Here is a 13,965-nt window from a genome sequence, read left to right on the forward strand (position 1 = left end):
AGACCTTCTAGCGGAACGGCAGGCCGTCGCCGCTGTTGTACGGGCAGCGGGAGACGGCATGTGCGGATATCGGCGTGGACGGGATGGGGGGTCTTGCTGGGCGTGGCGCTCGGCGGGTTCTTCGATGGCATATTGCTGCACCAGATATTGCAGTGGCATCATCTGCTGAGCTTGGTGCCCGGCGCTGGTGACCTGCGGATGCAGGTGATCTGGGACGGCTGGTTTCATGCGCTGATGTACGGGCTGGCGGGGCTGGGGCTGTGGGGACTGTGGCGGGTGCAGCGGAGTGGCGAGACGGGCTCGGGGCGGGGGCTGGCAGCGGCACTGCTGGCGGGCGTCGGGCTCTGGCATGTCGTCGACAGCATCCTGTCGCACTGGGTGCTGGGGATTCACCGGATCCGGATCGACAGCCCGAACCCACTGGCATGGGATATCGGCTGGTTTCTGGCGTTCGGGATCGTACCGTTGCTGTGGGGGTGGTGGCTGGCGCGCGGGCGTGGCACGGGCCCGGCCGGCGTGATGTTGCTGGCGGCGCTGACGATCGGGGCGGCGGGCGCCGGCGGCTGGGCGCTGCAGCCGCCGGCTGACCAGAGGTTCGTGACGGTGGCGTTCCGGCCCGGGATGGAAGCGCCCCAGGTGCTGGCGGCACTGGCGGAAAGCGAGGCGCGGCTGGTGTGGACGGACCGGGCGATGGGGGTGGTGGTCGTCGACATGGCGCCGGAGCGGCGCTGGGACTTGTATCTGCGGGGCGCAATGCTGGTCAGCGGCTCTGGACTGCCGGCCGGGTGCTTCGACTGGAGCCGGAGCTGAGGGCGTGCGGGTTGACAAGACGGGCTTCCGGCCGCACTAGCGCGCTTCGCGCACGGTCCCTTCGTCTAGCGGTCAGGACGTCGCCCTCTCACGGCGAAAGCACGGGTTCGATTCCCGTAGGGATCACCAGATTTTTTCGGCCACTTGTACCTCGAACGCGGGCGGGCCGCTTCGGTGCGGGATGACTGACACAGACGATGATCTCGCGACCGTCATCATCCCGTCATTAAAATGAAAAATTTCTGTCGTCATCCTTGACTAGGAAGTGACAACGGCTGGTCTCGCGCTGCGCGGTGCTGACGGACCTGTCCCCGCCATGGATGACCTGATGCTCGTTGCAAAACTGCTGGTGGCTGCAACGCCGGCACTGATCGCGATCCTGGCGCTTTCAGCTCCTCCCGTGGCATGGGCAGCGCCGGCCTATGGGCCGCCGGGCCCGGAACCCCGCAGCCGCGACATCGTCGCGCTAGTGACGCCGCTGGCGATCCCGCCGGCCCTCCAGGAGGCGGCGTCATCGGCCATGCAGACCTATCCCGCGATCACAAGCGCGCGTGCCGAGCAGTCGGCGCGCAAGGCCGAGCTACGCGGCGCCAATTGGCAGCGCTTTCCCAGTCTCAGCGTCGATGCGCTGGCCTTGCGCGGCGGAAACCAGATAAACGATGGTGACGGCGTTATCGCCAATGTCATCGTGGAACAGCCGATCTGGACCGGCGGGCGGATCGGCGGGACGATTGATCGCGCACGCGCGCTGCTATCGGCCGGCGGCAGCGCCGTGCGCGAAGCCCAGATGGACATCGGCCTGCGCGCCGTCCAGGCCTATTATGATCTCGTCGCTGCCACCCGCCGCGAGGCCGTGCTGCGGGAAGGGCTGGCGCAGCACCAGGCGCTGATCGACACCATCCGGCGCCGGGTCGAGCAGGAGGTGTCGCCGCGCGCCGACCTCGAGCTGGGCCTGTCGCGCACGGCGCAGGTCGAGCAGGAGTTGGCCGCGGTCCAGAGCCTGCGCCAGGCCAGTTATCTTCAGCTGGTCCAGCTGGTCGGCACGCCTGCCTTCGACGTCGGACCGCTGCCGGCCTATGGGCTCCAGCCGGCGGCGGGCGACGATGCCGTCGACCGGGCGCTGGCCTGCAGCCCGGTCATCGAGCGCCTTCAGTTCGAGACGCGCGCCGCCCGGGCCGAGCAGAAGGTGGCGCGCGGCCTGCTGTTCCCGCAGCTTCTCGGCCAGGCCTCGCACAACGAGATCACCGGCACGCGCGCCGGCCTGGCGCTGCGCGTGCAGACCGGCAACGGGCTGTCACAGCTCGCCGCCGTCAGCAGTGCCGCCTCGCGGATCGATTCGGTGATGTTCCAGCGGCTGACGGCCGAACGTGAGCTGCGCAACGCCATGCGCCAGGACCTAGTCACCGATCGCGCCGCACGCCGACGGGCCGAGACCGGCGGGCGCGCCTCGGCCGCCTCCGCGCTCGTCACCGACTCCTACAAGCGCCAGTTTTTGGCCGGGCGCCGCACCTGGCTCGATGTGATGAACGCCGTCCGCGAAAACACCAGCGCCCAGCTCTCGGTGACCGAGGCCGAGACCGCCGCGATGGCCGCGACGGCGCGGTTGCTGCTGCGGAGCTGCGCCTGGCAGCCGGTCCCGCCGACCGAGCCGCCACCGCCGCATGGCGACCCTGCCGGCGTGACTGGCGACAGTTTCCGGGAGGGCGACGCGTGACCCCTGCCCCGCTTCTTGATCTCCGCGACGCCGTCGCCCAGCTGGCCCGCACCCGCAACCTGCCGCTGGCACCGACCTGGGCGGCCGAACTTGCCACCGCCGGCAGCCCCGACGCCGCGCCGGCGGACTGGACCGGCGGCGATGCGCTGGCGCGGTTGACGGCGCGCCTGTCCTGGCCGGCGGCGGTACGAATCGATGCCCGGCCACGGCCGGACGAATTTCCGTTGCTGGTCCATGATCAGCGCCATGGCTGGGCGGTCGCCGATCAATGGGAGCATGATGCCTCGATCCGGCTGGCCGGCACGGCCGCGTCCCTGCCCTATGCCGCCGACCAGGCGTTCTTCGACCTCGCCCTCCCCGATCCGCTCCGGGGCAGCGAGACGCCGTCGGCAATCGCGATCTTCTGGCGGGCGATCATGCGCCGCAAGCATGTGATCGGCATGGCGGCGGTCGCCACCGTCTTTGCCAATATCCTGGCACTGGTGACGTCGCTCTATTCGATGCAGGTCTATGACCGGGTGATTCCGCTCGGCAGCTACGACACGCTGGTCGTGCTGACGATCGGTGTCGCCGTGGCGCTGCTTCTCGATTTCGTCCTGCGCGTGCTGCGCGCGGTGATGATCGAGCGCGAGGCGGCCGAGATCGATGCCGAGGTGTCCGAATATTTCTTTGCCCGGTCACAGGCGGTGCGGCTCGATGCCCGGCCGCCCGGCGTCGGCACCATGGCGGCGCAGCTGCGCGGGCTGGAGCAGGTGCGTGCGGTGATGTCGTCGGCATCGCTGTTCATGATCGCCGACCTGCCCTTCGCGCTGCTGTTCATCCTGGTCATTGCCTATATCGGCGGCGCTGTCGCCATCGTGCCGATCATCAGCCTGCCGATCGCGCTGGCCATTGCCCTGCTCCTGGCCCGGATGATCCGCAAGGGCACCGACCGGGCCCAGGTCAGCGGCAACCGCAAGAACGGCATGCTCGTCGAAGCGCTCGACGCAGCGGAATCGATCAAGGCCAACCAGGGCGGCTGGTTCATGCTCGGCCGCTGGAACCGGCTGGTCCGCGAGGTCCATCACCATGAGGATCCGGTGAAGCGCACTTCGGCGATCGCCGCCTCGGTGTTCCAGCTGCTTCAGCAAGCGGCCTATGTCGCGGTGATGGCGGTGGGCGCGGTCGCCGTCGGGGCCGGCGACCTGACCGCCGGCGGGCTGCTGGCCTGCTCGATCATCGCCGGGCGCATCAATGGCCCGCTGGTGGCAATGCTGCCGAACCTGATCGTGCAATGGGGCTATGCCCGGTCGTCGCTGCGGGCGCTGGACGGGATCCTGGCGTTGCCGCTGGACCGGCCGGCCGGCAGCGCCCGGCTGCGGCCCTCGGCGCTGACGCCGCCGCTGCGCGCCGAGGGCGTTCGCTTCGCCTATCCCGGCGCCCGGGAGATGATCGACGTGCCGGCGCTGACCATCAATGCCGGCGAGCGCGTCGCCATCATCGGCGGCATCGGCTCGGGCAAGACGACGCTGCTGCGGCTGCTCGCCGGACTCTACCGGCCGCAGGCCGGGTCGATCACCATCGGCGGCCTCGATCTCGACCAGGTCGCCGAGGACATCGTCCGTGCGCGCATCGGCTATCTCCCCCAGGACGTGCGGCTGGTGAACGGATCGCTGCGTGACAACCTCTCGATCGGCCTCGGCCATGTCACCGACGACGATATCCTCGCGGTGGCGACGCGGACCGGGCTGAACGCCCTGATCGCCGGCCATCCGCAGGGGCTCGACCTGCAGATCAAGGAAGGCGGCACCGGGCTGTCCGGCGGCCAGCGCAGCCTCGTCGGTCTCAACCGGCTGCTGCTCGGCCGCCCCGGCATCCTGCTGCTCGACGAGCCGACCGCCAACCTTGACCAGGCCAGTGAGCGGGCGATGTTCGGGGCGCTGGACGAGACCGTCGGCGCGCAGGGCACGCTGGTGATGGTGACCCACCGGCTCCAGCTGCTGCCCCGGTTCCAGCGCGTCATCGTGATGACCGGCGGCCGCATCGTCTCCGACGGGCCGGCGGCAGACATGCTGGCGAGGCCGCCGCGGCCGCTGCGCGCCGCCGCCGCCGCGCCGCCGCCGGGCACCATCACCACCGCCATCCCGCGCTGAGCCTCCCGCCGAAAGACATCGACACCATGCGCAAGACCATCAAGCCGGCGGGGCTGATCATCCTGACCATCGCGGGGACGCTCGTCGCCTTCATCCTGTGGTCGCTGTGGGCGGAACTGGACCAGATCACCCGCGCCCAGGGCAAGGTGATCCCGATTGGCCGGGTCCAGATCATCCAGAGCGCGGATGGCGGTGTCATCGCCACGATCCGGGTGCGCGAAGGCGATATGGTGAAGCGCGGCCAGCTGCTCGTCGGGCTCGACAAGGTCAAGCTGCAGGCTTCTGTCGAAGAGGCGCGGGCCAAGGTCGCGGCGTTGAAGAGCCGCATGGCGCGGATCGATGCCGAACTGTTTGACAAGGCGTTGGACTTTCCCGCCGAGGTTCTGCCCTACACCGACTTCGTCGCCAATCAGCGCCAGCTCTATCTGCGCCGCCGCGCGGCCTTGCGTGCCGAGATCGCCTCGCTCGATGCGATGCGCGGGCTGATGCGGGAGGAGCTGGAGATGAACCGGCCGCTGGTGGCAACCGGCGATGTCGCCCGGTCGGAGATCATCCGGATGCAGCGCAGCATCGTCGACCTGCAGGGCCAGATATCCAACCGGCGCGGCAAATACATCCAGGACCTGCAGACCGAATTCACCAGCACCGAGGAAGAGCTGGTTTCGGCCGAGCAGATCCTCGCCCAGCGCGAGGATGCGCTCGGCGCCGCCGACCTGATCGCCCCGACCAACGGCATCGTCAAGAATGTCCGGCTGACCACAGTCGGCGGCGTACTGCGCCCCAGCGACGAAGTGCTGCAGATCGTGCCCACCGGCGAAAAGCTGATCGTCGAGGCCCAGGTGGCGCCGCGCGACATTGCGTTCATCAAGCGCGGGCAGACCGCCTCGGTGAAGTTCGATACCTATGATTCGAGCATCTATGGCGCCGGGATCGGCCGTGTCAGCTATATCAGCCCGGACACGCTGATCGAGCAGCGGGCGAGCGGCGGCGACAATGTCTATTACCGGGTCAATCTCGAGGTCGATATCGGCGCGATGCGGCCGCGGCCGAACGAGCGAATCGAGATCCAGCCGGGCATGACCGTCACCGCCGAGATCAAGACCGGCGAGACCACTGTCTTCCGGTACCTGACCAAGCCGATTTTGAAGACCGCGTCCGAAGCGATGGGCGAGCGCTAGCCCCTGACGGCCATGGTTGCCCATTGTCATCGAACTGAAAAGTAAATCGCATCACGTTATCATAATTGCCTCTTAGAAATTTCAAGGTGTTTCAACCAGACTGCGGGGGCCTGGTGCCGCGCAGGGGATCGACCAAGGGGACAGAAGATGGCTATCCGGACCAACGGCACGACGGCTGACAGCGTCATGGCTCCCGGGCAGGCGGCCGCCGCCGCCCTGGCCGGCCGCCCCGCCATCGCCGCCCCGACCAAGGCCGTGGCCGCTGCCACGGCGCTGAAGAAGAAGCCGGAAGACGAGGCGCAGGACCCGGCACCGGAAAGCCTGGACGATTTCGTGGCCGACGCCAAGGCCGAAGAAGGATCGACGACGCTGGTGCTGGCCAGCCTTGATGTCGAGGGCGCGGGCATGAATGCGGGCCTCGCCGATGATGCCGATGCCCCACAGGACACCGCGGGTACCGACGGCGCGCCTGCCGGCGCCGGTGCCGGCGTCGGCGGTGGCGGCGATTCGACGCTGCTTTATGCCCTGCTCGGCGCCGCCGCTGCCGGTGGCGGTATCGCCCTCGTGGCATCGGGCGGCGGCGACGATGAGCCGCGACCCGACACCACGGCACCCGCTGCGCCCACGGGCCTCGATCTCGCCGCCGCCGATGACAGTGGCACGTCGAACACAGATAATCTTACATCGGTCACCACGGGCCTGACCATCACCGGCTCGGCCGAACCCGGCGCCACCGTCCAGCTGTTCGACGGCACCACCAGTCTCGGCAGCACCACGGCCACCTCGACCGGCAGCTTCAGCCTAGACGTGACGCTGCCGACGGGGGCCCGCAGCATCACCGCGCGCGCCACCGATGCCGCTGGCAACGCCAGCCCGGCGTCGGCAGCGCTGGTGATCACCGTCGATACCTCGACGGCGGCCCCGACGGGGCTCGATCTCGCCGCCGCCGATGATACCGGCGCGTCGAACAGCGATAACATCACCAGCACCACCACCGCCCTGACCATCACCGGCACCGCCGAGGCCGGCGCTTCGGTCCAGCTGTTCGACGGCACCACCAGCCTCGGCACGGTCACAGCCGGGTCCAATGGCACATTCAGTCTCGACGTGACGCTGCCCGCCGGTGCGCGCAGTATCACCGCGCGGGCCACCGACACCGCCGGCAACGTCAGCACGCCGTCGACGGCCCTGGTCGTCACCGTGGATGCCACCGCCCCCGCCGCGCCGACCGGGCTCGATCTCGCCGCCGCGGACGACACCGGCGTATCGGACAGCGACAACATCACCCGCAACACCACCGCCCTGACCATCACCGGCACTGCCGAGGCCGGCGCCTCGGTCCAGCTGTTCGACGGCACCACCAGCCTCGGCACCACCACGGCCGGGTCCAATGGCACGTTCAGCCTCGATGTGACGCTGGCGGCCGGCGTCCGCAGCGTTACCGCGGTTGCTACCGATGTTGCCGGCAATGTCGGCGCGGCTTCGGCACCGCTCGCGATCACGGTCGATACCACCGCGCCGGCCGCGCCGGTCGGGCTCGATCTCGCTGCTGTGGATGACACCGGCGTGTCGAACAGCGACAACATCACCGACCAGACTGAGGGGCTGACGATCAGCGGCACCGCCGCCGCCGGCAGCCGCGTCGAACTGTTCGACGGCGCCACCAGCCTCGGCACGGTGACGGCCGGCTCCGACGGCGCGTTCAGCCTCGACGTGGCACTGGCCGCCGGCGACCGCTCGATCACTGCACGCGCCACCGATGCCGCCGGCAACGTCAGCGCCGCCTCCTCGGCGCTGGTCGTCACGGTATCGGCCGGACCGACGCTGCTCAACGCCAGCATCGATGCGCTCGGCGATGTCATTACCCTCTACTTCGACGAAGCGCTCGACATGGCGAGCACGCCCTTGGTCACCAATTTTACAGTGATGCAGGATACGTCGATCACGGTCACCGACTTCAACGTCGCCGGCAACCGCGTCACCTTGCGCCTCAGCCAGGTGCTGGCAGCGGACGGCGATGTGACGGTGTCCTATAATGGCACCGGCCTTACCGACACGGCCGGCAATGCCGCGGCGGCCTTTGCGCCGTTCGACGTCACCAACCGCCTGGAGGTGACTGGCAATCGCGCCATCAACTTTGGCGCCACGGCCACGCTCGAGCTCGGCGGTGCGGAAATCTCGGCCTTCGATCCCGACAGCAACCGCATCTTCGTCACTTCGGGCGGCGGGCTGCAGGTCGTCTCGATGGATGCCGATCTCAATCTCACCCTGCTCGGCACGATCACGCTGGGTTCGAACAACATCAGCAGCGTCACGGTGTCGAACGGCATCGTCGCGGTTGCCGTCATCGCCGCCGACAAGACGCAGCCCGGCAGTGTCTTCTTCCTCGCGGCCGACGGAGATGTTGCCGATGCCGACATGGTGCTGGGCAGCGTGCTCGTCGGCGCCAACCCGGACATGGTGACCTTCACGCCCGATGGCAGCAAGATCCTCGTCGCCAACGAAGGCGAACTGGACGAGGAAGGCAATGATCCCGAAGGCTCGGTGAGCATCATCGACATGTCCGGCGGCGTCGCCAATGCCACGGTCACCACCGCCGGTTTCGCGGCCTTCAACGACCGGCTCGACGCGCTCAAGGCCGCCGGCGTCCGACTGTTTGCTGGGGAGGAGGGCTTTGAGACGACCACGGTCGCCCAGGACCTCGAGCCCGAATATATCGCGGTCAGCGCCGACGGCACCCGCGCGCTGATTACACTGCAGGAAAACAACGCCGTCGCCATTCTCGACATCGCCTCGGCGACGATCACGGACATCGTGCCGCTCGGGCTCAAGGGCTATGAGCATCTGCTTGTCGATTTCGTCGATCGCGGCGGCATCAACCTGACCCGTGACAACCCGGTCTTCGGCCAGTTCATGCCGGATTCGATCTCGTCGTTCACCGGCAGCGACGACCGCACCTATTTCGTCATGGCCAATGAAGGCGATGACCGCGACGACTTCCTGCCCGAATTCCTCGACATCGAGGAAGCCGCGCGGATCAGCAGCCTCGACCTCGATCCCACCGTCTTCCCCAACGCCGCCACGCTGCAGACCGCCACGGTGCTGGGCCGTCATACGGTATCCAACGCGCCCGGCAACAATGGCGACTTGGACGGCGATGGCGATATCGACCGGCTGCTCTCCTATGGCGCGCGCTCCTTCTCGATCATTGACGAAAACGGCACGATCATCTTCGACAGTGCCTCGCATATCGAGCAGTTCATGGCGCTCGGCGGCGCCTTCGACGGTCCGGGCACCGGCCTGTTCGACGATACCCGCTCCGACAACAAGGGGCCCGAGCCCGAGGGCATCACCACCGGCGTGTTCGGCGACTCGGTGCTGGCCTTTGTCGCGATCGAACGCGGCGGCGGCGGCGTCATGATCTACGACGTCACCGACCCAAGGAACGTCCAGTTCGTCCAATATGTGCGTGGCCTTACCGACATCAGTCCCGAGGGCCTGGTCTATATCAGCGCTGCCGACAGCCCCACCGGCGAAGCCACGTTGCTGGTGTCCAACGAGGTTTCCAACACACTGACCGCGATCACCATCACGCCGGCGACCACCTACACATTGCAGCTGCTGCACTTCGCCGATGGCGAAGCCGGCCTGCTGGCGGCGCAGACCGCGCCCAACATGGCCGCGCTCATCGACGCGTTCGAGGACGATTACGTCAACTCGATCACCCTGTCGGGCGGCGATTCCTTCATTCCCGGACCGTTTTTCGCCGCCGGTGCCGATCCGTCGATCACTTCGGTACTGCCGGGTGGCAACACCCAGGGCCGGGTCGATATTGCCATTCACAATGCCATGGGGGTCCAGGCGTCTGCCATCGGCAACCATGAATTCGATTTCGGCAGCGACGGCTTCGTCCAGGCCTTCGCCCCGTCGGGCGCATGGGTTGGCGCCCAGTTCCCGTTCGTCTCGGCCAATCTCGATTTCTCGGGCGACAGCAGCCTCAACCCCCGCTTCACCCAAACGCTCGGCGTGAACGGCCTTGAAGATGCCGCCAATTTCAAAGGCCGCGTCGTGCCGTCCGCAATCATCAAGGAGAATGGCGAGAACATCGGCATCGTCGGTGTCACCACGCAACTCCTCGAGCAGATCAGCTCGCCGACCGGCACCGAGGTCAAGGGCTTCCCCACCGGCCCGGGCGCCAATGGCGAGGCCGACAATATGGCGCTGCTGGCCAGCCAGCTTCAGCCCTATATCGACGACCTGGTGGCGCAGGGCGTCAACAAGATCATCCTGCTTTCGCACCTCCAGCTGATAGGCAATGAGGAGGCGCTCGCGCCGCTGCTCTCCGGTATCGACATCATCGTCGCGGCCGGCTCCAACACCCGCCTTGGCGACGCCGACGATGTTGCGGTCGCCTTCCCCGGCCACGCCGCCGACTTTGCCGACACCTATCCTATCCTCACCGAAGGCGCGGACGAACTGCCGACGCTGATCGTCAACACCGACAATGAATATACCTATCTCGGCCGGCTCGTGGTCGATTTCGATAGCAACGGCGTCATCATCACCGAAAACCTCGAGGCCCGCGTCTCGATCAACGGCGCCTATGCCTCCACGGCCGAAAATGTCGCGATGGCCTGGGGCGTCGACGAGGCTGACCTCGACACCACGGCATTTGCCGATGGCACCCGCGGCGCGGCGGTGCGCGCCCTCACCGATGCCGTTCAGAACGTCATCGATATCAAGTCCTCAGTCGTCTATGGCTATTCCGACGTCTATCTCGAAGGCGCCCGCGCGGCGGTGCGCAATCAGGAAACCAACCTCGGTTCGGTGTCGGCCGACGCCAATGCCGATGCCGCCCGCGATGCCCTTGGCCTGACTCCGAACGATGTCATCGTCTCACTGAAGAACGGTGGCGGCATCCGCTCGCAGATCGGCACGGTGTCGGCGCCAAAGGAAGACGGGACCGTCGATTTCCTGCCCAATGTCGACGGTGTCGTCAGCCAGCTCGATGTCGAGAATTCGCTGCGCTTCGACAACGGACTGATGGTGTTCGACACCACGCCCCAGGGACTGCTCAACATCCTCAACAACCCGGCGGCGACCACGCCGAACAACGGCGGCTTCTTCCAGCTCGGCGGGGTCCAGGTCAGCTACGATCCGACCCGCGCAGCCGGTGACCGCATCCGCGATATCGCGCTGGTGGACGAACTGGGCAACAAGGTGGCGGCCATCGCCGACGATGGCGTTGTGGTGGACGGTGCCCCCGCGACGATCACCGTGGTGACACTCAACTTCACCGCCAATGGCGGCGACGGCTATGCGATCAAGGCGAACGGCAGCAATTTCCGCTACCTGCTCGATGATGGCACGGTCTCTGCGCCCGTCGACTCGTCGCTGGATTTCACCGCGGCCGGGGTCGTTCCCGCAAACATCATCGGCGAGCAGCAGGCCTTTGCCGAATATTTCGAGGAGAATTTCGGCACGCCCGAACTTGCCTTCGACCTTGCCGAGACTAGCCAGGCGTTCGACCTGCGCATCCAGAACCAGCAGGCGCGTGACGACACGGTTCTCGATGGCCTGCTGATGACGGTCGAAATGACGATGATGGTCCAGACGCTCGAATTCGCCTGAGCTTTTTTTCCCTCGAGCTGACATCGTCCCCGGCGCACGGCGCCGGGGACGCTTTTTTTGCAGCGGCCCTCGCTGGCAAGGCGCGTAAAGCGTGACGCGTGCGTTCCTGGAACCATCCTTTGAGCCTCCGGTTCTGCTGGCAGGACGATGGCCGGGAGAGGTGCGATGCCGCGTGGGGACAAAAACAGCTATACTGACAAGCAGAAGCGCAAGGCCGCGCATATCGAGGAAGGCTATGAGGCACGCGGGGTAAGCCCCGACGAGGCCGAAAAGCGCGCCTGGGCGACGGTGAACAAGGAGTCCGGCGGCGGCAACAAGTCCGGCTCCGGGCGGGGGAAGCCGGACAGCCATGAAGCTTCGCGCAAGGGCGGACACAAGAGCGCGACCAGTCAAAGTGCGGAAACACGGTCGGCGGCCGCGAAAAAAGGGTGGGAGACGCGGCGCAAGCAGGCCAAGGGCTGATGGCGCCGACGCTTGAAGGCTCGTGCCGCTGCGGGGCGGTGCGCTTTTCGGTAAAGAGCCGGGGGCCGGTGCCGTTCCTGCGCTGCTATTGCTCGATCTGCCGGAAGACGGCGGGCGGGGGCGGCTATGCGATCAACCTTCATGCCGAGCGGTCGACTCTGACGGTGCAGGGCGAGACGTCGGTCTACCGGGCGGCGCTCGACGATGGCGAGGGCGGGTGCCGGACGAGCAGCGGCGAGCGGCATTTCTGTGCAGCTTGTGCCAGCGCACTATGGGTGTTCAGCCCGGACTATCCCGACCTTGTGCATCCCTTTGCATCGGCGGTCGACAGCGAACTGCCGGTGCCGCCGGCGCGGGTGCACATGATGCTGGGTTCCAGGGGTAACTGGGTGGTGGTCGAGAGCGGACCTGGGGACCGGATGTTCGACGGCTATGCGGACCAGACGCTGGAGGAATGGCACCGGGCGCAAGGCCTTTGGGAAGCGCCGGCATGACGCGCCCGACGGGCGGCGTTACCAGAAGGGCTCGCGCCGTGGCGAGAGGGTGCGGGACAGCAGGGTGAGCACATCCGAATAATAGTCGCTGCCGAGGATGGCGGGCGGGCTGGTGGGGGGCATGGCGCCGTTGCCGAGCAGGCGGGTGACGATGGCGGTGCCGCCGGCGGACAGGCCATAGGGGGCCTGCTCGCCGGTGATGACGTCGATCCATGCGGGGATGGTGGCGCCGCGGCTGGCGAGGCGGCGCCAATAGGTGGCGATGTCGCTGGCTAGCGAGCGGCGGTCGCCAGCGAGCTGATAGAGCGGCATGCGGATAGCATCGAAGCCGAAGCGCGGCGGCTTGTCGGCGGCGGGCAGGACGATGCCCTTGGCGGTGACGTCGATCCAGTCGGTCGGCAGGCGCGAGGGGCCGAAGCGGGCGTCGCGGGTCAGGCGTTCGCCGTCGCGGATCAGCGAGTTCCAGGCCTCGGAGGGATCGTGCTTGCGGAAGTGATCGAGCGCCGACCAGATGTAATAGGACAGGTTGATGGTCACTCGGTCCGGATGAACGAAACCGGTGAGCGCGGGCAGCAGCAGGGACCGTCCGGCCTGGACGTGGATCAGCCGGGCGCGAATGGCGGCAAGAATTTCCTTCGCCCGCTTCATATGGGCGGGCTGCTGCCAGCGAACCGAGGCGCGCATCAGCGCCCAGGCGATCAGCATGTCGCCATCGGTGGCATTATTGGGATCTTCAACCGGATTGGGCACATCGGGGACATAGCGCCAAGCGAACAGCGAGACATCGGGGCGGAGCAGCTGCTCCTCGGTCCAGGCAAGCATGGAATCGAAGGCGGTGCGGTCCCCGGCGGCCTCGGCGAGGATCATGCCATAGCCCTGCCCTTCGCTGTGGCTGATGCCATTGTTGCCGGTGTCGACGATCCGGCCATCGGGGCGCAGATAAAGGGCGCGGAACGACGCCCAGTCGCCGACCACGCTGGCGGAGCGGTCGTCCGGCTTCGCGGGAGCGCCCTTGGCGCAGGCGCTGATCGAGGTGGTGAGCAGGGCGGTGGCGATCAGCAGCCGGCGGCGATCAAAGGCCATGGTGGATGATCAGCCGGTCGCTCGATTGCTGGACCAGCCGGGTCTGCAGCGGCGGCTCGTCGGCGAGCGACTGGAACCAGCCGCTGTAGGCGCCGAGCACCACGGCGGCGGCAGCGTGCGGCCAGGTCTCCGAGGCGGCGGGCCCGGCCTTGGCATAATCGACATGGTTGATGACGATGCCCTCGTCGTCGGCGGTGAGCGTGCCATGGCCGAGCCAGAGTGGCTGCCAGAAATTGTTGATCGCCTGTTCGAGCGTCAGCAGCCGGTCGTCGCTGGGCAGCGACAGTCCCGAGGCCAGCCGGCGGCCGACGGCGATGAAGAAGGCCACCGCCTGCTCCTGGCTGGCCTGGGCGAAGACCTCGTCGACCACCGCCAGTTGCAGGGCGAGGACATGGGGCCGGTTGGGGCCGGGAACGGGGCCGATAGTGTTTGGGGTGTTGCCTACGATTGCGAGAGCCATG

9 protein-coding genes and 1 tRNA gene are annotated in these 13,965 nt (G+C 67.4%); 8 read left to right on the forward strand and 2 right to left on the reverse strand.

Annotated features, from left to right (window positions below):
* Nucleotides 1-60 precede the first annotated feature (60 nt).
* The 8 genes from ACTIFJ_RS08795 (at nucleotide 61) to ACTIFJ_RS08830 (ending at nucleotide 12,421) form a co-directional block, all read left to right on the forward strand.
* On the forward strand, nucleotides 61-810 hold the full coding sequence (locus ACTIFJ_RS08795) for a DUF2243 domain-containing protein (protein ID WP_439533730.1): 750 nt from the start codon (nucleotides 61-63) through the stop codon (nucleotides 808-810).
* Nucleotides 811-864: 54 nt separating this feature from the next.
* Nucleotides 865-939: transfer RNA gene (locus ACTIFJ_RS08800), tRNA-Glu, on the forward strand.
* A 187-nt stretch (nucleotides 940-1,126) separates the two neighbouring features.
* Nucleotides 1,127-2,524 (forward strand): TolC family protein, encoded by a 1,398-nt coding sequence (locus ACTIFJ_RS08805; protein ID WP_439533731.1) that lies wholly within the window; start codon nucleotides 1,127-1,129, stop codon nucleotides 2,522-2,524.
* The gene (locus ACTIFJ_RS08810; RefSeq protein WP_439533732.1) at nucleotides 2,521-4,656 is read left to right on the forward strand and encodes an ATP-binding cassette domain-containing protein; all 2,136 of its coding nucleotides are present in this window, start codon (nucleotides 2,521-2,523) and stop codon (nucleotides 4,654-4,656) included. The genes ACTIFJ_RS08805 and ACTIFJ_RS08810 overlap by 4 nt, the downstream gene beginning before the upstream one ends.
* A 26-nt stretch (nucleotides 4,657-4,682) precedes the next feature.
* Entirely contained in the window at nucleotides 4,683-5,834 is a 1,152-nt protein-coding gene (locus ACTIFJ_RS08815) for an HlyD family efflux transporter periplasmic adaptor subunit (RefSeq protein WP_439533733.1), read from the forward strand.
* Between the two features lie 147 nt (nucleotides 5,835-5,981).
* Nucleotides 5,982-11,465, forward strand: a complete 5,484-nt coding sequence (locus ACTIFJ_RS08820) for a choice-of-anchor I family protein (protein ID WP_439533734.1) — start codon at nucleotides 5,982-5,984, stop codon at nucleotides 11,463-11,465.
* 165 nt (nucleotides 11,466-11,630) lie between these two features.
* The gene (locus tag ACTIFJ_RS08825; protein WP_439533735.1) at nucleotides 11,631-11,927 is read left to right on the forward strand and encodes a plasmid stabilization protein; all 297 of its coding nucleotides are present in this window, start codon (nucleotides 11,631-11,633) and stop codon (nucleotides 11,925-11,927) included.
* Nucleotides 11,927-12,421: a GFA family protein gene (locus tag ACTIFJ_RS08830; protein ID WP_439533736.1), complete on the forward strand. Its 495-nt coding sequence runs from the start codon at nucleotides 11,927-11,929 to the stop codon at nucleotides 12,419-12,421. Before ACTIFJ_RS08825 ends, ACTIFJ_RS08830 begins: the two co-directional genes overlap by 1 nt.
* 18 nt (nucleotides 12,422-12,439) lie before the next feature.
* Here the strand turns inward: ACTIFJ_RS08830 and ACTIFJ_RS08835 are convergent, their stop codons facing one another.
* Together ACTIFJ_RS08835 and bcsD are read right to left on the reverse strand one after the other, a co-directional pair.
* Complete coding sequence (locus tag ACTIFJ_RS08835) at nucleotides 12,440-13,504, reverse strand: glycosyl hydrolase family 8 (protein WP_439533737.1); 1,065 nt, start codon at nucleotides 13,502-13,504, stop codon at nucleotides 12,440-12,442.
* Nucleotides 13,494-13,964, reverse strand: coding sequence for a cellulose biosynthesis protein BcsD (bcsD, locus tag ACTIFJ_RS08840; protein ID WP_439533738.1), 471 nt, complete (start codon nucleotides 13,962-13,964; stop codon nucleotides 13,494-13,496). Before bcsD ends, ACTIFJ_RS08835 begins: the two co-directional genes overlap by 11 nt.
* Nucleotide 13,965 lies beyond the last annotated feature (1 nt).

The organism is Polymorphobacter sp., assembly GCF_051860865.1.
Lineage (GTDB): Bacteria > Pseudomonadota > Alphaproteobacteria > Sphingomonadales > Sphingomonadaceae > Sandarakinorhabdus.